The sequence below is a fragment of the Streptococcus sanguinis genome, assembly GCF_900635155.1.
Lineage (GTDB): Bacteria > Bacillota > Bacilli > Lactobacillales > Streptococcaceae > Streptococcus > Streptococcus sanguinis_G.
Map to the genome: position 1 here is coordinate 69,096 of NZ_LR134002.1, position 23,866 is coordinate 92,961.

Here is a 23,866-nt window from a genome sequence, read left to right on the forward strand (position 1 = left end):
ATGAGAGGGGCAGGGCTTGTCAGTTTTCAACGAGAATCAGGAAACTGTAAACGATTCAGGGCTAGTTTTTGCCATTATTTTGTTATAATAGATAGCGAGGTATTGTATGAAGAAAATTGTATTTGTATGTTTGGGCAATATCTGCCGCAGTCCGATGGCAGAATTCGTCATGAAGAGTTTAACAGACCAACTGAAAATCGAGAGCCGGGCAACCTCAAGCTGGGAGCACGGCAATCCCATTCATCGGGGGACACAGGCTATTTTTAAGAAATATGATATTGCTTATGATAGGAATAAGACTTCTCAGCAGATTTCGGCAGCGGATTTTGCGGATTTTGACTACGTCATTGGTATGGATGAAAGCAATGTCCGAGATTTGAAGCGGATGGCGCCTGAAGATTTTCAGCATAAAATTTATCAGTTTGAAGAAGAAAGTGTACCAGATCCTTGGTACACAGGAGATTTTGACCAAACCTATGATTTGGTCTTGGCTGGCTGCAAGAAGTGGCTAGAGCGTTTGGATGGATAGGAATATGGATAAAGTAAAAGAATTTTACGAGAAATACAAGGTCTATCTGACCCGGCAGAATTTAGAACTCTTAGCTGTAACGGTCATTGTACTGTCAGCTATTCTGGTCTTTACTTCGGGGATTCCTGGTAAGGGCGTTTTAACGCTGGATCAGGGCAAGATCAAGTATGACGGGACCTTGGTTCGCGGGAAGATGAACGGTCAGGGGACTATGACTTTTCAAAATGGGGACAGTTATAGCGGTCAATTTCGCAATGGCATCTTTGACGGCAAAGGGACCTTTACCTCGCAGGCTGGCTGGAAATATGAAGGAGACTTCAGCAAGGGTCAGGCCGATGGACAAGGAAAGCTAACGACAGAAGGCAATGTCGTTTATGAAGGAACGTTTAAACAAGGAATTTATCAAAATGCGCATTAAATGGTTTTCGCTCGTCAGAATCACGGGGCTGCTTCTAGTTCTGCTTTATCATTACTTCCAGGGCGTTTTCCCTGGCGGTTTTATTGGCGTGGATATCTTCTTTACCTTTTCTGGTTTCTTGATTACTGCTCTGCTGATTGACGAGTTTGCCAAGAGGAAAGAAATCGATATCCAAGGCTTTTTCAAACGGCGTTTTTATCGGATTGTACCGCCTCTGGTCTTTATGATTTTGGTCGTTATGCCCTTTACCCTCTTGATTCGTAAGGATTTTGTGGCTGGGATTGGGACGCAGATTGCGGCTGCTTTGGGCTTTGTGACCAACTTTTATGAAATGCTATCTGGCGGCAATTATGAGAGTCAGTTTGTGCCACACATCCTGATTCATACTTGGAGTCTGGCTTTAGAAGTTCACTATTATGTTCTTTGGGGCTTGGCTGCTTGGGGCTTGGGCAAGGTTGCTAAGTCAACGGCCCGCTATCGCGGTATGATTGCGCTGGTTTCTGTAGGTCTCTTTTTGGTCAGCTTTGTATCAATGTTTGCTGGCGCTTTGACCACTAAGAATTACTCTGACATCTATTTTTCAAGTTTGACCCACGTCTTTCCTTTCTTTGCAGGAAGCATCTTGGCTACTTTGTCTGGTGTCGGCCATGTCAGCAGTCGCTTTAAGATGCTGGAGCAAAAGCTGGCTCTCAAGCAAGTGCTAGGAATTATGGGGGGCAGCGCAGCTATTTTGCTTTTGCTCAGCTTCCTGCTTAAGTTTGACAACCTTTGGACCTACCTGGTAGGATTCTTGATTTCGACTACCTTGGCCTGTCTGATGATTTTGGCAGCTAGGATGTTGCATGACAAGCTCCCTGATGTGAAGGAGCCTAGTGTTATCAACTTTATCGCAGATACCAGCTATGGAGTTTATCTCTTCCACTGGCCATTCTATATTATCTTCACCCAGCTGATGAGTAACGGCTTGGCTGTTCTCTTGACGACGCTGCTGTCTCTTACTTTTGCAGCTTTGTCTTTCTACATCTTGGAGCCAACTCTTGCTGGTCGCCAGCCAGTTATCATGGGAACCAAGATGGACCTATCGTCTCTTACCAGACCAATTTTTTACAGTATGATTCCACTGACTTTAATCATGTTCTTTATCTCGGTGACAGCACCAAAGGTAGGAGCTTTTGAGGAAAGTTTGATTGTCAACGCTCTGAATCAAGCAGACACTAAGATGCAGACAACTCGCAGTCAGGTTGATCAGTCCAAGGCGACTGAGTACAATGTGGCGGACGGGATTACTATGATTGGCGACTCGGTTGCCCTGCGCTCTAGCGATCAATTGCAGCAGATCTTGCCAGGAATCGAGCTAGACACTGTCGTTAGCCGTAGTCTGAGTACAGGCTTGGAGGTCTATAAGACAGATATTGCTAATAGGGTGCTGAAGAAGCAGGTTGTCCTGGCTCTTGGAACCAATTCGTCCGGTTATTCAAATGAACTTTTGGATGAATATGTTTCCAGCCTGCCTAAGGGGCATCAACTGATTCTCGTGACTCCTTATGATGGTCGCTCAGAGGGCGGTGTCTTGGCCCAGCAGCGGGAGTATGAGCTGGAATTAGCCAAGAAGTACGACTATGTCTTTGTGGCTGACTGGCATCAGACCGCTATCGACAATCCTCAGATTTGGGAAGGGACAGACTATGTCCACTTTGGCTCGAACTCAGAGTCCATCATTGAAGGGGGAACTCTCTATGCTAATACCATTAAGCAAGCCATAGATGAAGCAAATTCAGGTAATGTGAAACCATAAATAATCAGCTCGGTCCATCCGAGCTTTTTATATCTAAGCAAAGAAAGCGCTTTCATATATTATGTGAAAACAAAAGTATGTGAAATCTATAAAAAATTAAAAAAGTTTTTCACAAAATAGACAAAAATAATCTGGCAAATCAGCGCTTATTGTATGGCATTCACAAAATAACAGGAAAAAGTTTGTGAATGTTAAGTGAAAGTGTTTACAAAAAACATTAAATAGGTTATAATTAAATTGTGAAATATTTAACAAAGGTTAGTGTTCTTCGTCTAACCTAAGGCAAAACCATTGGAGGAATAGAATGGCTGAAAAGAAGAAAACGGTAGAACAAGAAGACAAGGCTTTGGCAGCGCAAAAGCATGTCGATGAATTGGTGCAAAAAGGTCTGGTTGCACTAGAGGAAATGAGAAAGCTGAATCAGGAACAGGTGGACTACATTGTAGCCAAGGCCTCTGTAGCAGCTTTGGATGCTCACGGTGAGTTGGCTCTGCACGCTTATGAAGAAACAGGCCGCGGAGTTTTTGAAGACAAGGCAACTAAAAACCTTTTCGCCTGTGAGCACGTTGTGAATAATATGCGCCATACGAAGACTGTTGGCGTTATTGAAGAAGATGATGTAACTGGTTTGACCCTGATTGCGGAGCCAGTGGGTGTTGTCTGCGGTATCACACCGACTACCAACCCGACTTCAACAGCGATTTTCAAATCTTTGATTTCCTTGAAGACTCGTAATCCGATCATCTTTGCTTTCCACCCATCAGCTCAAGAATCTTCTGCTCATGCAGCGCAAATCGTTCGTGATGCTGCGATTGCAGCAGGAGCGCCTGAAAACTGTGTGCAGTGGATTACAGCGCCATCTATGGAAGCAACTTCTGCGCTTATGAACCACGAAGGGATTGCGACTATACTTGCGACAGGTGGTAATGCAATGGTGAAGGCAGCTTACTCATGTGGTAAGCCAGCTCTGGGGGTTGGTGCCGGAAACGTACCAGCTTATGTGGAAAAATCCGCTAATATCCGTCAAGCAGCGCACGATATCGTTATGTCTAAGTCCTTTGACAATGGTATGGTCTGTGCCTCTGAGCAAGCGGTTATCATTGATAAGGAAGTTTATGATGAATTTGTAGAAGAGTTCAAATCTTACCATACTTACTTTGTCAATAAGAAAGAAAAAGCTCTGTTGGAAGAATTCTGCTTCGGTGCTAAGGCAAACAGCAAGAACTGTGCTGGTGCTAAGCTCAATCCGGATATCGTTGGTAAGCCAGCTACTTGGATTGCAGAGCAAGCAGGCTTCAGCGTGCCAGAAGATACGAATATCTTGGCCGCAGAGTGTAAAGAAGTTGGTGAAAAAGAGCCATTGACACGTGAAAAACTGTCACCTGTCATCGCTGTTCTCAAGTCTGAATCTCGTGAAGACGGTGTTGAAAAAGCCCGTCAAATGGTAGAATTCCATGGTCTTGGTCATTCAGCTGCTATCCATACAGCGGACGAAGAATTGACCAAGGAATTTGGTAAGGCTGTTCGTGCCATCCGTGTTATTTGCAACTCACCTTCTACTTTCGGCGGTATCGGAGATGTTTATAATGCCTTCCTGCCATCACTGACTCTGGGCTGTGGTTCTTATGGTCGCAACTCAGTTGGTGATAACGTTAGTGCTGTGAATCTCTTGAACATCAAAAAAGTAGGAAGACGTAGAAATAATATGCAATGGATGAAACTCCCTTCAAAAACTTACTTCGAGCGTGACTCTATCCAATACCTGCAAAAATGTCGCGATGTGGAACGTGTCATGATCGTAACAGACCATGCTATGGTAGAGCTTGGTTTCCTAGATCGTATCATCGAACAACTCGATCTTCGTCGTAATAAGGTTGTTTACCAAATCTTTGCAGACGTAGAACCAGATCCAGATATCACAACCGTTGAACGTGGTACAGAGATTATGCGTACTTTCAAACCTGATACAATCATCGCGCTTGGTGGTGGTTCACCAATGGACGCAGCTAAAGTAATGTGGCTCTTCTATGAGCAACCAGAAGTGGACTTCCGTGACCTTGTGCAAAAATTCATGGATATCCGTAAACGTGCCTTCAAATTCCCATTGCTTGGTAAGAAGACTAAGTTTATAGCAATCCCTACAACATCTGGTACAGGTTCAGAAGTAACACCGTTTGCCGTTATCTCTGATAAGGCTAACAACCGCAAGTACCCAATCGCTGACTACTCTCTGACTCCAACTGTAGCCATTGTAGACCCAGCTCTGGTACTGACTGTTCCAGGATTTGTCGCAGCGGACACTGGTATGGACGTGCTGACTCACGCAACAGAAGCTTATGTATCTCAGATGGCCAGCGACTTTACAGATGGTTTGGCTCTCCAAGCTATCAAACTCGTCTTTGAAAATCTGGAAAGCTCTGTTAAGAATGCTGATTTCCATTCTCGCGAAAAGATGCACAATGCCTCTACTATTGCTGGTATGGCCTTTGCCAATGCCTTCCTGGGAATTTCCCACTCTATGGCCCATAAGATTGGTGCTCAGTTCCATACGATCCATGGTCGTACAAATGCGATCTTGCTGCCATACGTAATCCGCTACAACGGTACACGTCCAGCTAAGACAGCGACATGGCCTAAGTACAACTACTACCGTGCGGATGAGAAATACCAAGATATCGCACGCATGCTTGGACTCCCAGCTTCTACTCCGGAAGAAGGGGTTGAATCTTACGCAAAAGCTGTTTATGAACTGGGAGAACGTGTCGGTATCGAAATGAACTTCAAGGCTCAAGGTATTGACGAAAAAGAATGGAAAGAACATTCACGCGAATTGGCCTTCCTTGCCTATGAAGATCAATGTTCTCCAGCCAACCCACGACTTCCAATGGTTGACCACATGCAGGAAATCATCGAAGACGCATACTATGGTTACAAGGAACGCCCAGGACGCCGCAAATAAGCGAGTAGCTTCCATAAGACAGTTTGTTGGTCATCCCCTGCCCTTTGGCAGGGGATATTTCTATGTGTCTTAGCAAGGCAAGACCTTTGGTCGAAGCCGGGCTTAGAGACATTGATGCTGAGGAGAGGAGTGACGTGAGCTCTAGGTAACTTAACGAAACGGGGCCGTAGGACAAAGTTGAATCATAGAGCAGTGGATGCAGTTTTGTTCCTTGGGACAAAAGCTGCCCACCTTGAAGAAACAATTAGCCAGGCAAGACCTTTGGTCGAAGCCGAGCTTAGAGACATTGATGCTGAGGAGAGGAGCGACGTGAGCTCTAGGTCTCTTAACGAAAGGAGCTTGCTAGGATAAAAAGACGTAAACCTTCTGACTACTTGTGATTGAGTGAGCTTTTGTGCTAAGATAAAGGGACAATGGAAAAAAGGAGAGTAATGTGATTTTTTTATCTTTATGGGCTGGGGTATTGAGTGGCCTTTGCTGGTTATTGGGGGATATTCTGCTGGTTGGCTTTGAGGTAGACAAGGAAAGTTATGCCTCTTTTACGGAGCAGAGTCGGATTGGCAATAAGAATCTAGCTATGCTGATGCTTTCTGGCTCTGTCGGTCGACTGCGTCTGGGCGCTCTGGTGGCTAACTTCTCAATTCCTCTTATGTTAGTCTCGCTTTATGCTCTCTTTGGTTTGACAAATAAGGGCTTGTGGGCATACCTGTCAATAGCCTTGTTAGGAATTGGATTTGCTTTGTCACCGGTGGCACATGTGGCCTTTTACTACGCTGGGATTATCAGCAAAAAGGCTTATGAACGAAGCAACGGACAGGTCTGCTCAGACGAAGATAGCGGGCTTATCAATGAAGCAGTGCTCTTTCTAGACATAACTTGGCGGACAGCTATCGCTCTGACTGGTCTAGGATGGCTCGTTTACTCACTGCTAATAGTTACCGGTCAGACAATATTGCCTGCTTATCTGGGGCTGCTGACGCCTTTACCGCTCAGTCTGTTGACTATCTTACTGGTAGAAAAGCTGAGAATCGGACGTCCCTACCTTAACGGAGCTGGCCTAAACATAGGATTTAGTTTGTTCTATTTACTGCTCCTGCTTCATATAGGTTCTTAGGCGGTGAATCGATAAAATTTCAGAAAAAACAGAGAATTTATATATTAACCTATTGAAATTTTCCTCTTTCTATGGTATGATGAAAGAGGTTTCAAGAATCGTTGGGAGGATAAGACATGAAAAACCCTACTTTACTTAAAGAAATGTTACATTATCGCGGAAGAGATGAAATGCCCGACGATTTTGATACCTTTTGGAATAAACAAGTGGCGGAGGTGGAAGTGCCTCAGGACTACCAGTTGCTGGAAAAAGATTTTCGAATTGCATATGCGGCTTGTTACGAGCTAACCTTCAAGACTGGAAATGGTGGACTAATCTATGCTAAGCTAGTTGTGCCTAAGTTATCAGAAAAAGTTCCGGTATTGTTTCATTTTCATGGTTATATGGGGCAGGGCTGGGATTGGGCTGATATGCTGGCCTATACGGCAGCAGGTTGGGGTGTGGTGTCGATGGATGTCCGTGGTCAGTCAGGCTATTCACTGGATGGTAATAGAGAAGTTCGCGGGAATACTGTTAAAGGACATATTATACGCGGGGCTCTAGATGGACCGGATCAGCTTTTTTTCAAGGATGTCTATCTGGATGTTTACACCTTGGTTGAGCTAGTGGCTGGTTTGGACTTTGTGGATGAAAACCGTTTGTCTAGTTTTGGAGGTTCACAGGGTGGGGCCTTGGCCTTGGTAGCAGCTGCTTTAAATTCTCGGATTAAGCAGACTGTAGCCATCTATCCCTTCCTTGCTGACTTTAGACGGGTTTTGGAGATTGGCAATACCAGTGAAGCCTATGATGAGTTCTTTCGTTATTTCAAATTCCATGATCCTTTTCATGAGACAGAAGAACAGTTGTTGCAGACACTTGCTTATATTGATGTGAAAAATCTGGCCCATCGTATTAGCTGTCCTGTTCAAATGATTATTGGTCTGGAGGATGATGTTTGCTATCCTATCACGCAGTTTGCCATTTATAACTGCTTGACTGGAGAAAAGGAGTATCATCTCCTGCCTGAGTATGGGCATGAGACTATGAATGTCTGTGTCAATGATACTGTCTTTAACTGGCTCTGCGGAACCAAAATAAAAAGAGCTCCTCTCATTTCGGACTTTAAATCCGAGAGATAATATTCGTCCCCCCCCTTTGGGGCTAGGCAATGGCCTAGCCCTTTTTACTTGCCCGAGGGAGTATAGATAGAAATAAGAATCTTTTTTAGAAGTTCGCTTGCTCCTTAATTGGCTTTTCTACAAAACGAAATCCTAAAAGTACTTTCAGGATTTTCTGTTTTTCTGGAAAATTCGGAAACTAAAATCTAAATCTCAAACAATATTGAAAGCGCTTTAAAAATTATTTATAATAACATTATGAAATACTCGAGTTAAAAAATGGAGTCTAGGATAAGGAAGTAAAAATATTTGTTTACGGCCTTCTTCTCTACTCCGCCTGAGGTCCTAGATAGTTGTTAGACTATCTGATCAGACAGATGTCTTACGAAAGGAGATTGTATATTCATGTCACAGATTCTAAAAGATGACTTGATAGCCAAGATTAAAGACGGCATCATTGTTTCTTGTCAAGCCTTGCCCCAGGAGCCGCTTTATACTGAAGCTGGAGGAGTCATCCCTCTCTTGGTCAAGGCTGCTGAGCAGGGCGGTGCTGTCGGTATTCGAGCTAATAGCGTTCGCGATATTCGGGAGATCAAGGAAGTAACTTCTCTGCCCATCATCGGAATTATCAAACGCGACTATCCGCCACAAGAGCCTTTTATCACGGCTACCATGCGGGAAGTGGATGAGTTGGCTGCTCTGGATATTGAAGTGATAGCTTTGGACTGTACTAAGCGGGAACGCCATGATGGCTTGACAGTTGCGGATTTCATCAAGCAGGTCAAGGCCAAATATCCTCATCAGCTATTGATGGCAGATATCAGTACCTATGAGGAAGCTGCTGCTGCAGTAGAAGCTGGTGTAGATTTTGTCGGAACGACCTTATCGGGCTACACTTCTTACAGTCCAAAGGTTGACGGACCGGACATTGAGCTCATCCGCCGCTTGTGTCAAGCAGGCTTTGATGTCATCGCGGAAGGAAAGATTCACTATCCGAGTCAAGCCAAGCAGATACATGATTTGGGTGTAAGAGGCATCGTTGTCGGCGGAGCCATTACTCGGCCTAAAGAAATTACAGAGCGCTTTGTTGCAGGATTAAAATAAGTGAGGTAGATGAATGACAACCTTAACACTAAATAAACTATATAAAAAATATCCTAATAGTGATTTTTACTCTGTTGAAAATTTTGATTTGGATATTAAGGATAAGGAGTTTATCGTTTTTGTAGGACCTTCCGGTTGCGGGAAATCAACAACCTTGCGGATGATTGCAGGCCTTGAGGATATCACAGAAGGGGAGCTCTATATTGATCAAAACCTTGTCAATGACATTGCTCCTAAAGATCGGGATATCGCCATGGTTTTCCAAAATTATGCTCTTTATCCTCACATGACTGTTTATGACAATATGGCATTCGGACTCAAGCTTCGCAAGTATGACAAGGCTGATATTGACAAAAGAGTTCAGGAAGCTGCGGAAATCCTTGGGCTGAAAGAGCTGCTGGATCGTAAACCAGCCGACCTGTCGGGTGGTCAGCGCCAGCGTGTAGCTATGGGGCGGGCGATTGTCCGTGATGCCAAAGTTTTCCTCATGGATGAGCCCTTGTCTAACTTGGATGCCAAACTGCGCGTGTCCATGCGGGCAGAAATCGCAAAAATTCACCGCCGTATCGGAGCGACGACTATCTATGTAACCCACGACCAGACCGAGGCCATGACCTTGGCTGACCGCATCGTTATCATGTCAGCTACTAAGAACGAAGCAGGAACAGGTACTATCGGTCGAATCGAGCAAATCGGTACGCCGCAGGAACTTTATAACGAACCAGCCAATAAATTTGTGGCAGGTTTTATCGGCAGTCCAGCCATGAATTTCTTTGAAGTGAACTTAGAGGGCAATCAGCTTACAGATGGACAAGGGTTTGCTGTAGGACTTCCAGACGGTCAACGTAAAATCCTAGAAGAAAAAGGCTATCAAGGAAAGAAAGTGATACTGGGCATTCGACCGGAGGATATCTCGGCTGAGTTGATAGTAGAAGATACTTTTCCAGATAGTACTGTAGATGCTGAAGTTACCGTTTCTGAGTTGCTAGGCAGCGAGTCTGTTCTCTATTGTAAGGCTGGCGTACAAGAATTTTCGGCCAAAGTGGAAGCTTCTAACTATTTGGAGCCTGGCTCTAAGATTCGCTTTACCTTTAAGATGCCTAAGGCTCATATATTTGACTTTGATAGTCAAGAACGAATCGAAATTTAAGAATTTTAAACAAAAATGAAAACGCTATCTATAAAAAGAGATTTATTAAAAAGGAGTGAATTTATCGAGTTAAGATTCTAAAATAGTTATTTACTGTTCTGAAGAAGCAGTAAAACAAGAAGGGCTAACAGGTCCATGTCTATCACCAAGTCCAATTCTTGCTTGAAGCTGGAAAAACAAAGACAAATAAGTCTTTCAGTTTTTGTAAAGAAAAGGGCCATATTCAAGAGAAATTCATTTTTAAGGAGAAAAGGATATGAAATTCGGAAAATTATTCGCATCGTTATTGACAGGTGCTGCAATTGTTTCTTTAGCAGCTTGTGGAAACAATGGCGGATCAGATAAAACAGCTAGCTCTGGCAGTAATTCTGGCAAAACAGAGATTACTTGGTGGGCTTTCCCAGTCTTCACACAGGAAAATGCCAACGATGGTGTTGGAACTTATGAAAAATCAATTATCGAAGCTTTTGAAAAAGCGAACCCAGATATTCATGTCAATCTAGAAACTATTGACTTTAAATCTGGTCCTGAAAAGATTACGACAGCTATCGAAGCAGGCACAGCACCAGATGTTTTGTTTGATGCACCAGGTCGGATTATTCAGTATGGAAAAAATGGTAAATTAGCTGATTTGAACGATCTCTTTACTGATGACTTTGTCAAAGATGTCAATAATGATAACATTATCCAAGCTAGCAAGGCAGGAGACAAAGCTTACATGTATCCTATCAGCTCTGCTCCATTCTATATGGCTTTCAATAAGAAAATGTTGGAAGATGCCGGTGTAGCAAATCTTGTCAAGGAAGGCTGGACAACATCTGATTTTGAAAAAGTGCTGAAAGCTCTGAAAGATAAAGGCTACACTCCAGGTTCCCTCTTTAGTAATGGTCAAGGTGGTGACCAAGGAACTCGTGCCTTCATCGCTAATCTTTACGGCGGATCTATTACAGATGAAAAAGTTACCAAATACACAACTGATGATCCTAAGTTTGTCAAAGGACTGGAAAAAGCAGTTGGCTGGATTAATGACGGTTTGATGATGAACGGCTCTCAATATGATGGTGGAGCAGATATTCAAAACTTTGCTAACGGCCAAACATCCTACACTCTTCTTTGGGCTCCTTCTCAAAACGGTATTCAAGCACAACTTTTAGAAGCCAGCAAAGTCGATGTAGTGGAAGTACCGTTCCCATCAGAATCTGGCAAACCAGCTCTTGAATATCTTGTAAATGGATTTGCAGTCTTTAACAATAAAGATGAAAAGAAAGTAGCAGCTTCTAAGAAATTCGTCCAATTTATCGCTGATGACAAGGAGTGGGGACCTAAGAATGTAGTTCGTACAGGTGCTTTCCCAGTTCGTACTTCGTTTGGAAAACTCTATGATGATAAACGTATGGAAACCATCAGTGGATGGACTCAGTACTATTCACCATATTACAACACTATTGATGGCTTTGCGGAAATGAGAACACTTTGGTTCCCAATGCTCCAATCTGTATCCAATGGCGATGAAAAGGTTGAACCTGCTTTGAAGACATTTACAGAAAAAGCAAACGAAACAATTACTAAAAAATAAGCAAATGTGAAATCCTCCCCTTTTTCTGTTGACAGTTTCTAGAAGTAGAAAAAGGGGGATTTTGTTAGAAAATCTTGAAAGAGGGGTACCTCATTGTGAAAGTCAATAAAATCAGAATGAAAGAAACCCTAGTATCATACGCGTTTTTAGCTCCAATTCTGATATTTTTCACGGTATTTGTCTTGGCACCTATGATTATGGGTTTTGTTACTAGTTTTTTTAACTATACGATGACCTCCTTTACTTTTGTCGGATTTGATAATTATATTCGGATGTTTAAAGATCCGGTCTTTATGAAATCGCTGATTAATACGGTCATTATCGTGATCGGCTCTGTGCCGATTGTAGTTCTCTTCTCTTTGTTTGTGGCTTCGCAGACTTATGAGATGAATGCTGTCTCTCGTTCCTTTTACCGTTTTGTATTCTTCCTGCCAGTTGTTACAGGAAGCGTAGCTGTGACGGTTGTATGGAAATGGATCTACGATCCGCTGTCTGGTATTTTGAACTTTGTTTTGAAGTCAGGCCATGTCATCAATCAAAATATTTCTTGGCTTGGCGATAAACATTGGGCATTGCTAGCGATTATCATTATTCTCTTAACAACTTCTGTGGGTCAACCTATCATTCTCTATATCGCAGCTATGGGAAATATTGACAATTCTCTAGTTGAGGCTGCGCGAGTGGATGGTGCAACAGAAATGCAAGTCTTCTGGAAGATCAAATGGCCTAGCCTGCTTCCAACAACCCTTTACATTGCTATCATTACTACAATTAACTCATTCCAGTGTTTTGCCTTGATTCAGCTCTTGACATCAGGCGGACCTAATTACTCAACCAGTACGCTCATGTACTATCTGTATGAAAAAGCCTTCAAGTTATCTGAATACGGCTACGCTAATACCATGGGAGTCTTTTTAGCAGTCATGATTGCCATCATCAGCTTCGCCCAATTCAAGATTCTTGGAAACGATGTAGAATACTAGAGAAAGGAGAAAGAAGATGCAAACTAAAAAAATGAATGTTTTTAAGGTGGTATCAGGCTTTGTTCTGGCCATACTAACCATCCTCTTTGTCTTTCCTTTCTATTGGATTTTGACAGGAGCTTTCAAATCTCAACCAGCAACGATTGTCATTCCGCCAGAATGGTGGCCAAAAATGCCAACAGTTGAAAACTTTCAGCAATTGATGGTGCAAAATCCAGCCATGCAATGGATGTGGAATAGTGTTTTCATTTCGCTTGCGACCATGTTTCTGGTCTGCGCCACTTCTTCTTTGGCAGGATATGTTTTGGCCAAGAAGCGGTTCTATGGTCAACGGATTCTTTTTGCAATCTTCATTGCGGCCATGGCTTTGCCTAAGCAAGTAGTGCTGGTACCACTAGTGCGTATTGTGAATTTCATGGGAATTCACGATACCTTGGCTGCGGTAATCTTACCGTTAGTTGGCTGGCCTTTCGGAGTTTTTCTAATGAAGCAGTTCAGTGAAAACATTCCGACAGAACTTCTTGAGTCTGCTAAAATCGACGGTTGTGGCGAAATTCGGACTTTCTGGAGTGTTGCTTTCCCGATTGTCAAACCGGGCTTTGCGGCTCTAGCTATTTTTACCTTTATCAATACTTGGAACGACTACTTTATGCAGTTGGTTATGTTGACATCTAGACAGAATCTGACAATATCTCTCGGGGTTGCGACCATGCAGGCTGAAATGGCAACCAACTATGGTCTAATTATGGCTGGAGCTGCTTTGGCTGCAGTGCCAATTGTGGCAGTCTTCCTCATCTTCCAAAAATCCTTCACACAAGGAATCACTATGGGAGCTGTTAAAGGATAGAAATATGATTTTTGATCAATTAGAGAATCTCGTTCGCTATCGAGGGATTCACAAAAATATCGATACAGCCATTGATTATCTCCTGAGTCACGATGTATCTAATCTAAACTCAGGGCGCTATGAAGTAGATGGTGATAGGGTCTTCTTCTTTTTGCAGGAAAATACTCTCAGTCAGCAGCAAGAGGAAAGCTTTGAATTTCACCAGAAATACTTGGACTTGCACTTTCTTTTGGAAGGGCATGAACTAATCCAATATGGCTGTCAGATTAGAGAAGTTCAGGAAGCCTATGATGAAGGTCGAGATATTGGTTTTGTTGTTTGCGAACAGACTTATCCGCTCTTATTAGACGGTTTCAATTTTGCTGCTTTTTTGCCAGAAGAAGCCCACCAGCCCAATCAATTTGCTGGCAGAGAAGAGACAGTTAAAAAGTGTGTATTTAAAGTTTTGTTGGATTAATATTTGAAAAGGAGGCTAGCAATGGATAAAAGAGGTAGCCGATTGATAGAGACTATTTTTGATACGGATAATTTCTTTATGCAGATTTGTGAGAAAATCCTTGATTTAGCGACTGTAAACTTGCTTTTTCTGCTGACATCTCTGCCTCTTCTAACCATTGGTATTGCGAAGCTAAGCCTCTATCAAACTCTTTTTGAGATCAAAGGCGGTCGTCGTGTAAAAGTAACGGCTGTCTATATCAAGGCCTTCCGAGAAAATTGGCAGTTGGGCTTCAAATTGGGTCTGCTGGAGCTGATGCTGTCTGCTATCAGTATTTTTGACCTCCTTCTTATCTGGGGGCAGGAGGCTCTGCCTTTTCAAATACTGAAAGTTGCCTGCTTTGCTCTTCTTATCTTTACAACAGCACTCTTTTTGTGTGTTTATCCACTGGCTGGCCGATTTGAGCAGTCTCTCATAGGTGGGTTACAGACTAGTCTAGTTTTGCTCAGTCTTAACTTTCCTTGGTTTTTCCTGATGATAGCAATTCTAGTAGCTATTTTGACAGTGCTTCTTAGTTCAGGACTTCTGCTTTTACTAGGGCTGTCGCTCCTTATTTTAATCGGTTTTGCTGGATTGGCCTTCACGCAGATTACTGTTTTAGAGAAGATTTTTGCCAAATACGAAAGGCCTTAATTTATAGAAATTCTAGATTTGGAGATAAAAGAAAATGAAAAATATGACCAAATACCAAGGTGTCATTCCTGCTTTCTATGCCTGCTATGACGAGGACGGTGAAATCAGCCCGGAGCGGACTCGCGCTTTAGTGGAATATTTCATCGCCAAGGGCGTGCAAGGTCTTTATGTCAACGGTTCCTCAGGCGAGTGTATCTATCTGAGCGTGGAAGATAGAAAACGGGTTCTAGAAGAAGTGATGAAAGTTGCTAAGGGGCGTCTGACCATCATTGCACATGTGGCTTGCAACAATACTAAAGACAGCGTGGAGCTGGCTCGTCATGCGGAAAGTTTGGGTGTCGATGCTGTTGCAGCTATTCCTCCGATTTATTTCCGTTTGCCAGAGTATTCGGTTGCCCAGTATTGGAATGACATCAGTGCGGCGGCGCCTAATACTGATTTCGTGATTTACAATATTCCTCAGCTAGCTGGTGTAGCCTTGACTCCTAGCCTTTACAAGGAAATGCTCAAGAATGAGCGCGTGATTGGTGTGAAGAACTCTTCAATGCCAGTGCAGGATATTCAGACCTTTGTAGCTCTTGGGGGAGAAGATCATGTAGTCTTTAATGGTCCAGATGAGCAATTCTTAGGTGGCCGACTCATGGGTGCTACAGCCGGTATCGGTGGTACATACGGAGCTATGCCAGAGCTCTTCCTCAAACTCAATCAACTGATTGCTGACAAGGAATTGGAACGGGCTAAAGAGTTGCAATATGCGATTAATGAGATTATCGGAAAATTAACCAGCGCCCAGGGCAATATGTACGCTGTTATTAAGGGTGTTTTGGAAATTAACGAAGGCTTGATCATCGGTTCTGTCCGCTCTCCTCTGACACCAGTGAAGGAAAGCGATCGGCCAATTGTGGAAGAAGCTGCTCAGTTGATTAGACAAACCAAGGAGCAATTTTTATAAGCAACAGGATAAACACTAGAGAGAAGGTGTGCTATGAAACACTATGTTGCTATTGATATTGGCGGTACCAATATCAAGTATGGCTTAATCAACGAGGCGGAAACCTTGGTGGAAGCACATGAAATGCCGACAGAGGCCCACAAAGGTGGCCCGGGAATTATGCAAAAGGTTGAAAGCATTGTTGCAAGCTATTTAGAAAAAGGACCTCTGGCTGGAATTTGTATTTCTTCGGCTGGTATGGTGGATCCAGACAAGGGTGAAATTTTCTATGCTGGGCCGCAGATTCCTAATTACGCCGGGACCCAGTTCAAAAAAGTATTGGAAGAAAAATTTTCCTTACCTTGTGAGATTGAAAATGATGTCAACTGTGCTGGTCTGGCGGAGGCTATGTCGGGCAGTGGCAAGGGAGCGAAAATCGCCCTTTGTTTGACGATCGGTACAGGGATTGGAGGCTGTCTGGTCGTAGATGGTCAAGTTTTCCATGGCTTTAGTAACTCTGCCTGTGAAGTTGGGTACCTGCATCTACCGGACGGAGCTTTCCAAGATGTGGCGTCTACAACTGCTCTGGTCAACTATGTGGCTGAGCTACACGGAGAAGAAACAGAGCATTGGAATGGCCGGCGGATTTTCAAAGAAGCAACTGAAGGCAATAAGCTCTGTATCGAGGGCATCGATCGCATGGTTGGCTATCTGGGTCAAGGAATTGCCAATATCTGCTATGTTGTTAATCCGGAAGTTGTTATTCTAGGAGGCGGCATCATGGGACAAGAAGCTATTCTTAGACCGCGTATTCAGGCGGCTTTGCAGGACGCCTTGGTTCCAAGTATTGCTGATAAAACCAAACTAGCCTTTGCTCATCATCAAAATACTGCGGGTATGTTTGGAGCCTACTATCATTTCAAAAATAGACAAGTTTAACCTGAGATTTTTCTCAGGTTCCTTGTCTTTTAAGAGGAAAATCAAATGGCAAAAAGAAGTTTCGTTCAGGAAGCCGCTCAGCTTCTAGGTTCTTTGATGGAAGATTTTCAAAAGAAGGTAATTCGGTCAAGAGATGAAATCTGCTTTTACGAGTGCTTAGAAGAAGTTTTGAGGAGTTTGGAGAAAACCAAAGCCCTGGATAATCGTCTATTAATTGCTCTTGAAAGCTTCCATAAAAGCGCTAGTTTTTTAATTGGTCTTAGTAGCCTCAAACTGGAGCAGACTACGTATCAAAAGTGGCGTGCCTACGATGCCTTTCATATGGAAAAAGTTCAGCCCCAATTAGAAATCTACGGGCCAATCCTTCCCTTGTGAAAGAAAAAGGAAAAAGTTAGACCAAAAAAGAAAACGAGTCAGAAAATCCTGATTCGTTTTTATCTTTTGTGGGTATTGCGACGGTAGTAGCCATTTAGTTTCTGATTCTCCCAATAGCTGTTAAAGATTCTTTCTTTCTTTTCACGGTTAATTTCAAGGAAAAAGGCATAGATAAGATCGATCATGAGAAGCATGGGGAATTGTGCTGAAATTCGCAGGATAAACTCAGGCTTGCTTTGAAGGGCAACAGGAACGACTTCAGTGAAGTCTTCTTGAATCTTTTCAGGTTGTCCTGTCACCAAGATGGTTTTTGCTCCCATATTTTTAGCGTCAATCAAGCTGTCAATGATGGACTGAGTCTGTCCGGATAGAGAAAATCCAATAACGAGGCAGTTCTTGTCCAGAATACTAGTTGTCCAAGCGAAGCCATCTTGGTCGGTTAGGGCTTCACAAACGACTCCCAGTCTCATGAAGCGCAGCTTCATATCACGTGCTACTAAGCCTGAGCTCCCTGTTCCAAAGAAATAAACTCGGTCCGCCTCTTCTATGATTTTAGCCACTCGCTCCAGCTTTTCCTCATCTATCAGTTCTTTTGTTTGCTGGTGGATTTGATTGTAGTTGTACAAGACATGACGAGATAAGCTGCTTTGCATATTATCCGCCTCGGTTTGTGCCTTTGGTAGATCCTGTAGATATTGAAAGCTAAATTCTCGATAACCTTTAAAGCCACATTTTTTGGCGAAACGGGTCAAGGCTGCTTGAGAAATGTGCAAGGTTTGAGCGACTTGCAAAGAGGATAAATCCTCTTGAATACTATTTGGATCCAAAAAATAGTGACCAATCCTCTGTTCTAAGTCGGTCATCTTGTCAAGATGGCTCTCAATGATGGCCAAGATATTCTGCTGACTCATAAAATCACTTTCTTCATGGGTTTAATGTTTATTAAAAGTTTAAGGGCTGTTCTGGCTGGAAGGTACATTTGAAGCCACTTTTACTTTTATGCCATTCTATATTTGTCTTAGAATGTGTTTATATTATAACATAGTTATAGATAAATAAACCGTTTGCAAGACTGAAACTTATCAAGAGTGTACAGCTGAGACTGATTTGTAAGTATTGAAATGAATCAAATCTATATCGGCTTTTCCTATCAGTTTGAGATAGATGTTTAGCAATCTCTGACTGTTTTTCTGAAAATATGTTATAATTTATGCAAGTACGAAGCTGTATTCCAGAAGATGACTATACCAGATGCTGGACTGTCAGCCAGGAATGCAGATTTTAAAATCCGTTTTCGAAGGTTTTTGAAAACGAGGGGGTGAATAGATGGCCAATGAAACACTTGAAAAAATGCAGGAAATTGAAACTGCTGCAGAAGAAGTTTTGATGGGCTACAGGACGCAGGCTCAGGAGCTGCGACAGCAGGTGGATGAAAATCTCAGGCAGCTGGGTCTGACTTATGACGCTGAAACGCAGAAGCTGGCAGAGGAATTAACTGCGACTTCCCAGCAACAGTTGGTGCTCCTGCAGCAAGATCTAGAGCAGACAACCCAGCAAAATGAGGACAAGGTTGCGGCTGCGCTGACGGACAAAAAAGCAGACTTGGCGCGAGCTATTGTAGAGAAGGTGGTAGAAGCCTATGGCCATTAGTCAAATGCGGCAGCTGTCTCTGCTTCTTCCCAAGGAACTGCTGGATCAGCTTCTCTTTTACCTACAGGGTTTAGAGTCGGTTCAGATTCATGACCTGCGGCAGGAAGAGGGCTGGCAGGCAGCCTTTGAGCAGGCTTTAGTCGGCCGGCCAGATCAGCAGCTATCTCAGCCGGATTTGCTCAGTCGTCAAGAAAAGCTCGAGAGACTGATTGCAGATCTAGAGCCCTTTATGCCAAAAAAGAAACTGCTGGAATCCTTAAAAGAAGAGCCTTTGGAATTATCCTTTGCTGCTTTGGAGCAGGCAGGGAAGGCTCGGGATGAGATTGCGCTATTAGAAGGAATCAGCAAGCAGCTTAAGGTCTTACAAGAGGCCAAAGGTCAGATAGAAGCTGACCGTTTGGAAGTGGCTGCGCTGGAGAGGTGGGAGCCGCTGGAGCTAACACCGCAAGCAGCTGCGACTTTCAGCCATCTGGGAGCTTTGATTGGAACGATTCCCAATACCGATGACGATGCTCTGCGTCTGACTCTGGGAGCACATCCTGACCTCAAGTTTCAGGAAGTCTTTACCGATGATACGGAGCACGGGGTTCTTATTTTTTACAAGACAGGCTCTCTGGAAGAAGTTCGCAAAATCTTGAAAGAATATGGCTTTAAGCCTTTTGAGTATGACCATGCGGAACCGCCTGCTGAGCGGGTAGCCCAGCTCAAAGCCAATATTCGACAGCAGGAGGCGGTGGCAGATGCTATGACCAAGAGTCTGGCAGCTTCTAAGAACGAGTTGGATCAGCTCAAGGTTCAGCTTGACTATCTCTGCAATCTCTCTTCCCGCCAAGAAAGTAAGAACCAGTTAGCCAGCACACAAAATCTGGCGGCTTTGGAAGGTTGGATCGAAAGCAATCAAGTTCAAGCTCTTGAGGCTTGCTTGACGGAGCAGTTCGGCCAGAGCATTCTCATCCAGACCAGAGAAATCCGAGAGGGCGAGGAAGATAAGGTTCCGACCAAGCTTAAAAACAATGCCTTAGTGGAGCCTTTCGAGCTAGTGACGGAGATGTATTCCCTGCCTAAGTATGGTGATAAGGATCCAACCCCTGTCGTTTCCCTATTTTATTTTGTATTCTTTGGCATGATGGTTGCCGACATTGGCTACGGCCTCTTACTCTTTGTGGGCACTAGCCTGGCGCTGCACTTCTTGCATGTCAAGCCGGGACTGGCTAAGAATCTGCGATTCTTCCGCCTGCTGGGCGTAGCAGTCACCATCTGGGGACTGGTTTATGGTTCATTCTTTGGCTTTGAACTGCCTTTCGCTCTCATTAGCACCAGTTCCGACGCCATGACGATTCTGGTTATTTCGGTCGTCTTTGGCTTTGTTACAGTGCTGGCTGGCCTCTTCCTCAGCGGTCTGAAAAATATGCGCCTCAAGGATTATGTAGAAGCTTATAATACAGGCTTTGCTTGGGTGTTGATTTTACTGGGCCTGCTACTCTTGGCCTTGGGAAATTTCTTCCCATCCTTGGCCTTTGCAGCAACGATTGGTCAGTGGCTGGCTATCATCAATGCTCTGGGGATACTGGTAGTATCCATTGTCAGTGCTAAGAGCTTGGCAGGATTGGGGTCAGGTCTCTTTAATCTCTACAATGTCAGCGGTTATGTGGGAGATCTTGTCAGCTTTACGAGGCTGATGGCTCTGGGGCTTTCGGGGGCTAGCATTGGCTCGGCCTTTAACCTGATTGTCAGCCTCTTTCCACCTGTCGCTCGCTTTAGCATTGGCATTCTGCTCTTTATTGCCCTGCATTTGGTCAATATGTTTCTATCTTTTCTGTCCGGCTATGTGCACGGAGCGCGTTTGATTTTCGTGGAATTCTTCGGGAAGTTCTACGACGGTGGCGGCAAGCCTTTCACTCCGCTCAAACCTAGTGAAAAATACGTTCAGCAAAGCAAGAAATAAAGATTAGAAACTATGGTAAGAGATGAGAAGCCCATCTTAAGAAATACAGTTTCTACAACATCAAAACAAGCAACATTCATTAAACTAGCTGTTGATTTTACGATGATTACAGCATTTTCATAGGAGTAAATCATGGAACATTTAGCATCATATTTTGGAACTTACGGCGGCGCCTTCTTTGCGGGTCTGGGAGTAGCTTTGGCGGTCTTTCTTAGCGGAATGGGCTCAGCTCTAGGTGTTGGAAGCACCGGTCAGGCAGCGGCAGCCCTCTTGAAAGAGCAGCCGGAAAAATTCGCTCAAGCTTTGATTTTACAGCTTTTGCCGGGTACCCAAGGTCTCTATGGCTTTGTTATTGGGATTACCATCTTCTTTAATATCAAGCCAGAATTGGCTCTGCAATCAGGCGTGGCTTATTTCCTAGCCGCTTTGCCAGTTGCCATCGTAGGATACTTTTCAGCCAAGCATCAAGGACGAGTGGCGACAGCTGGTATTCAGATTTTGGCCAAGCGTCCGGAAGAGGTCATGAAAGGGGTTATCCTAGCGGCCATGGTTGAAACCTACGCCATCTTGGCCTTCGTTGTATCCTTCATCATGGTTCTGAATGTGAAGTAAGGAGGCTTTTATGTCTGACATATCAGATCTCAAAGCTTCTGTCTTGGAGCAGGCTCACGAGAAGGGGCGTTTGCTTTTGGCCGAGGCTACTGAGAAAATAGAACAGGAAGCCAAGGAACGTGAGGCCCAGCTGGTTCGGCAAAAGCTTGGACAGCGGGAACAGCAGCTGAAAGAAATCAGCCGGCGCAGTCAGCGGGATATTCAGCAGCTGGAAAATCAAAAGCGCCAGTCTACTCTGGTCATCAAACAGCGGGTTCTCAGAGAGCTTTTTGAGGAAGCCTATGCTCAGATGGCAGCTTGGTCACAGATTGAGGAAGAGCATTTTCTGAAGAGTGTCCTGGCTAAATACCCAGAGGAAGAGTTGACACTGACTTTCGGTGCTCTATCAGCTGAGAAATTCAGCTCCAGCCAGTTAGAAGAATTGAAAAGGGCTTTTCCTCAAGTACACTTTTCAGACCAGTCCATAGCCGGTCAGGCAGGTTTTGTATTGAGCCAAGGACGGGTGGATGATAGTTATCTCTATCGTGACTTGCTGGACTCAGTCTGGCAGGAGGAAAGCTACCGTCTGGCTCAGGATATTTTCAAAGACCAGGCAGAATAGGAGGCGGACCATGAGTGAAAAAAACTTCTCTCAAGTCAATACAGCCATTAGTGTGCAAGAGGCTTCCTTTTTGACATCCCAGCAATATGATCAGTTGCTGCAGACTGACGATCCTGCTAGCCGTTCGGCTCTTCTGCAGGGAACGGTCTATGCCATGGATGCTGAAGCGATTAAGGATCTCAATGCCATTGAGCAAGTACTGATGAAGCATTTGTATTCCGTTTATAATTGGGCGCTTGAGATTAGTCCAAGTAAGGAGCTGGTGGAGATTTTCACGCTCCGCTATACCTACCACAATCTCAAAGTTTTTCTCAAGGGTCGGGCGACGGGTCAGTCCTTGGAGCATTTGCTGATGCCAGTGGGAACCTATTCGCTGGAGGTTTTGGAGCACTTGGTCATGGCCTTTTCGGCTGAGTATTGTCCAGATTTCATGCTGGACGAGGTGCTTGCGACCTGGCAGGAATATCAGGATTATCAGGATGTGCGCGTGCTGGAGATTGGCATGGACATGGCTTATTTCCAGCATCTTAAGCGTCTGACACAGGAGTTGGAAGATGAGAGCCTGCGGCAGCTGGTGAATCTGACTATTGATTTTTACAATGCCATCACCGTCAAGCGGGCTGTTGGCTTGGGAAAACCGCGCAGCTTTATGAGGCAACTCTTGTCTGATGAAGGAAGTCTTTCTGCTGCCAACTGGATTGCCATGGCAGAGCAGGGGGATTTCTTGACTTGGTTTAGCCAGATCAATCCCTGTGGTTACGATCTGGAACTGCGCTCCTATGAGGAAAAAATGCTGAACCAGACCTTGACGACAGTGGAGCTAGAATATCTAGCGGACTTCTTGCAGGCTAAGTTGCTTGCGGCTGGTCAGTTTGAGACAGATGGCCCGCTCCCTCTGGCTCGCTATCTGCTGGGTAAGGAGCTGGAAGTCAAGAATCTGCGGTTGATTTTGACCGGGATGGCCAATCAGCTGCCCGTAGAGCTTATCAGAGAAAGGATGCGACCGATTTATGGACAAGACTAGCTACAAGATTGCGGTCGTGGGGAATCGCGATACTATTCTCCCTTTTAAGCTGATTGGTTTTCAGACCTTTCCAGTGAAGGAAGCTCAAGAGACGGTCAATACCCTGCGAAAGCTAGCCCGCGAAGATTTCGGCATTATCTATCTGACGGAGGATATGGCTGCGGATATTCCAGAAACCCTGGCCTACTATGACCAGCTGGAGATTCCTGCTCTTGTGCTCATTCCTACCCATAAGGGGAGCACGGGACTGGCTCTGTCGCGGATTCATGAAAATGTCGAAAAGGCCGTTGGACAGGACATATTGTGAGGTTTTTATGCGAATCAATCAACTAGGTCAGCCCATTGGGGATGCTCTGCCGGATTTTCAGCCGGGGGACTTGCCTAACCTGGAGCGAATCGAAGGGCAGTATGTTATTATCGAGCGTTTGTCCAAGGGCAAGCATGGGGCGGATTTGTATGAAGTGTATGGCCCAGATTCTCCTGCGGATATGTGGACCTATCTCTTTCAAAATCCTGCCCAAAGTCAGGAAGAGTGGTCCAAGTTGCTAGAACAGATGTTGGCGGCGCAGGATCGTTTCCACTATGCGATTGTGGACAAGGAGAGCGGTAAGGCTCTAGGAACTTTTGCCTTGATGAGGATTGACCGAAATAACCGTGTCATCGAAGTGGGAGCTGTGACCTATTCGCCCAAGCTGAAACGCACCAGACTGGCTACTGAAGGCCAATACTTACTGGCACGCTATGTCTTTGAAGAGCTGGAGTATCGCCGCTATGAATGGAAATGCGATGCCCTCAATCAGCCATCAAGGCGGGCAGCAGAGCGGCTTGGTTTTACCTACGAAGGCAGGTTTCGTCAGGCTCTTGTCTATAAAGGGCGCAACCGAGACACTGACTGGCTGTCTATGATTGACAAGGATTGGCCGGCCGTCAAAAGTCGTCTAGAAAAATGGCTGAGCCCAGACAATTTCGACGAAAAGGGCCAGCAAATAAAAGCCTTATCTGATTTTTAAAATAAAAAGAAACAATCCTTGCCCTAGAGTTAGCTAAGAAGGATTTCAAACTCGCGGCAAGAATCAAAAACTCTTTGG

General features: G+C 44.4%; 25 protein-coding genes. 24 read left to right on the forward strand and 1 reads right to left on the reverse strand.

Features of this window, described 5'->3' with window-relative positions; genetic code table 11:
* Positions 1-106 precede the first annotated feature (106 nt).
* The 17 genes from ELZ47_RS00425 to ELZ47_RS00505 all read left to right on the forward strand — a co-directional run bounded on the left by ELZ47_RS00425 (position 107) and on the right by ELZ47_RS00505 (position 16,946).
* Positions 107-529 carry a low molecular weight protein-tyrosine-phosphatase gene (locus tag ELZ47_RS00425; protein WP_126434952.1) on the forward strand — a complete coding sequence of 141 codons (423 nt, stop codon included), beginning with the start codon at positions 107-109 and terminating at the stop codon, positions 527-529.
* Complete coding sequence (locus tag ELZ47_RS00430) at positions 522-947, forward strand: MORN repeat-containing protein (RefSeq protein ID WP_185756485.1); 426 nt, start codon at positions 522-524, stop codon at positions 945-947. Before ELZ47_RS00425 ends, ELZ47_RS00430 begins: the two co-directional genes overlap by 8 nt.
* Positions 937-2,742 carry an acyltransferase family protein gene (locus ELZ47_RS00435; protein ID WP_126436090.1) on the forward strand — a complete coding sequence of 602 codons (1,806 nt, stop codon included), beginning with the start codon at positions 937-939 and terminating at the stop codon, positions 2,740-2,742. The genes ELZ47_RS00430 and ELZ47_RS00435 overlap by 11 nt, the downstream gene beginning before the upstream one ends.
* 304 nt (positions 2,743-3,046) lie before the next feature.
* Positions 3,047-5,701: a bifunctional acetaldehyde-CoA/alcohol dehydrogenase gene (gene adhE, locus ELZ47_RS00440; RefSeq protein ID WP_002901984.1), complete on the forward strand. Its 2,655-nt coding sequence runs from the start codon at positions 3,047-3,049 to the stop codon at positions 5,699-5,701.
* 192 nt (positions 5,702-5,893) lie between these two features.
* A complete protein-coding gene (locus ELZ47_RS11940; protein WP_126436091.1) occupies positions 5,894-6,052 on the forward strand; it encodes a shikimate dehydrogenase in 159 nt (52 codons plus the stop codon).
* A gap of 82 nt (positions 6,053-6,134) precedes the next feature.
* The gene (locus ELZ47_RS00450; RefSeq protein WP_126434953.1) at positions 6,135-6,815 is read left to right on the forward strand and encodes a DUF6796 family protein; all 681 of its coding nucleotides are present in this window, start codon (positions 6,135-6,137) and stop codon (positions 6,813-6,815) included.
* A gap of 116 nt (positions 6,816-6,931) precedes the next feature.
* A complete protein-coding gene (locus ELZ47_RS00455; protein ID WP_126434954.1) occupies positions 6,932-7,933 on the forward strand; it encodes an acetylxylan esterase in 1,002 nt (333 codons plus the stop codon).
* 384 nt (positions 7,934-8,317) lie between these two features.
* Positions 8,318-9,016: an N-acetylmannosamine-6-phosphate 2-epimerase gene (locus ELZ47_RS00460; protein WP_002894429.1), complete on the forward strand. Its 699-nt coding sequence runs from the start codon at positions 8,318-8,320 to the stop codon at positions 9,014-9,016.
* A gap of 13 nt (positions 9,017-9,029) precedes the next feature.
* Positions 9,030-10,166 carry an ABC transporter ATP-binding protein gene (locus ELZ47_RS00465; RefSeq protein WP_002928720.1) on the forward strand — a complete coding sequence of 379 codons (1,137 nt, stop codon included), beginning with the start codon at positions 9,030-9,032 and terminating at the stop codon, positions 10,164-10,166.
* Between the two features lie 256 nt (positions 10,167-10,422).
* Positions 10,423-11,742, forward strand: coding sequence for an ABC transporter substrate-binding protein (locus ELZ47_RS00470; RefSeq protein ID WP_002922735.1), 1,320 nt, complete (start codon positions 10,423-10,425; stop codon positions 11,740-11,742).
* 95 nt (positions 11,743-11,837) lie between these two features.
* Complete coding sequence (locus tag ELZ47_RS00475; RefSeq protein WP_125330697.1) at positions 11,838-12,725, forward strand: carbohydrate ABC transporter permease; 888 nt, start codon at positions 11,838-11,840, stop codon at positions 12,723-12,725.
* 16 nt (positions 12,726-12,741) lie between these two features.
* Complete coding sequence (locus ELZ47_RS00480; protein ID WP_002905745.1) at positions 12,742-13,572, forward strand: carbohydrate ABC transporter permease; 831 nt, start codon at positions 12,742-12,744, stop codon at positions 13,570-13,572.
* Positions 13,573-13,576: 4 nt separating this feature from the next.
* Complete coding sequence (locus tag ELZ47_RS00485) at positions 13,577-14,029, forward strand: YhcH/YjgK/YiaL family protein (protein WP_002928726.1); 453 nt, start codon at positions 13,577-13,579, stop codon at positions 14,027-14,029.
* Positions 14,030-14,050: 21 nt separating this feature from the next.
* Positions 14,051-14,701 (forward strand): DUF624 domain-containing protein, encoded by a 651-nt coding sequence (locus ELZ47_RS00490; RefSeq protein ID WP_049539692.1) that lies wholly within the window; start codon positions 14,051-14,053, stop codon positions 14,699-14,701.
* Positions 14,702-14,735: 34 nt separating this feature from the next.
* The gene (locus ELZ47_RS00495) at positions 14,736-15,653 is read left to right on the forward strand and encodes an N-acetylneuraminate lyase (protein ID WP_126434955.1); all 918 of its coding nucleotides are present in this window, start codon (positions 14,736-14,738) and stop codon (positions 15,651-15,653) included.
* Between the two features lie 33 nt (positions 15,654-15,686).
* Positions 15,687-16,571 (forward strand): ROK family protein, encoded by an 885-nt coding sequence (locus tag ELZ47_RS00500; protein WP_126434956.1) that lies wholly within the window; start codon positions 15,687-15,689, stop codon positions 16,569-16,571.
* A gap of 45 nt (positions 16,572-16,616) precedes the next feature.
* Entirely contained in the window at positions 16,617-16,946 is a 330-nt protein-coding gene (locus tag ELZ47_RS00505) for a DNA helicase (protein WP_126434957.1), read from the forward strand.
* A gap of 59 nt (positions 16,947-17,005) precedes the next feature.
* On the opposite strand, the gene ELZ47_RS00510 is transcribed toward ELZ47_RS00505, so the two are convergent.
* Positions 17,006-17,857 carry a MurR/RpiR family transcriptional regulator gene (locus ELZ47_RS00510; protein ID WP_126434958.1) on the reverse strand — a complete coding sequence of 284 codons (852 nt, stop codon included), beginning with the start codon at positions 17,855-17,857 and terminating at the stop codon, positions 17,006-17,008.
* A 415-nt stretch (positions 17,858-18,272) separates the two neighbouring features.
* Between ELZ47_RS00510 and ELZ47_RS00515 the strand changes: the two genes are divergently transcribed.
* The 7 genes from ELZ47_RS00515 to ELZ47_RS00545 all read left to right on the forward strand — a co-directional run bounded on the left by ELZ47_RS00515 (position 18,273) and on the right by ELZ47_RS00545 (position 23,788).
* Entirely contained in the window at positions 18,273-18,596 is a 324-nt protein-coding gene (locus ELZ47_RS00515; RefSeq protein WP_125445502.1) for a hypothetical protein, read from the forward strand.
* Positions 18,586-20,541 (forward strand): V-type ATP synthase subunit I, encoded by a 1,956-nt coding sequence (locus ELZ47_RS00520; protein ID WP_126434959.1) that lies wholly within the window; start codon positions 18,586-18,588, stop codon positions 20,539-20,541. Before ELZ47_RS00515 ends, ELZ47_RS00520 begins: the two co-directional genes overlap by 11 nt.
* Before the next feature lie 132 nt (positions 20,542-20,673).
* Complete coding sequence (locus tag ELZ47_RS00525; protein ID WP_126434960.1) at positions 20,674-21,153, forward strand: V-type ATP synthase subunit K; 480 nt, start codon at positions 20,674-20,676, stop codon at positions 21,151-21,153.
* A gap of 10 nt (positions 21,154-21,163) precedes the next feature.
* Complete coding sequence (locus tag ELZ47_RS00530; protein ID WP_125330704.1) at positions 21,164-21,754, forward strand: hypothetical protein; 591 nt, start codon at positions 21,164-21,166, stop codon at positions 21,752-21,754.
* A gap of 10 nt (positions 21,755-21,764) precedes the next feature.
* A complete protein-coding gene (locus ELZ47_RS00535; RefSeq protein WP_125330705.1) occupies positions 21,765-22,778 on the forward strand; it encodes a V-type ATPase subunit in 1,014 nt (337 codons plus the stop codon).
* A complete protein-coding gene (locus ELZ47_RS00540; RefSeq protein WP_125330706.1) occupies positions 22,765-23,085 on the forward strand; it encodes a V-type ATP synthase subunit F in 321 nt (106 codons plus the stop codon). Before ELZ47_RS00535 ends, ELZ47_RS00540 begins: the two co-directional genes overlap by 14 nt.
* 7 nt (positions 23,086-23,092) lie before the next feature.
* Positions 23,093-23,788 (forward strand): GNAT family N-acetyltransferase, encoded by a 696-nt coding sequence (locus tag ELZ47_RS00545; protein ID WP_126434961.1) that lies wholly within the window; start codon positions 23,093-23,095, stop codon positions 23,786-23,788.
* Positions 23,789-23,866 lie beyond the last annotated feature (78 nt).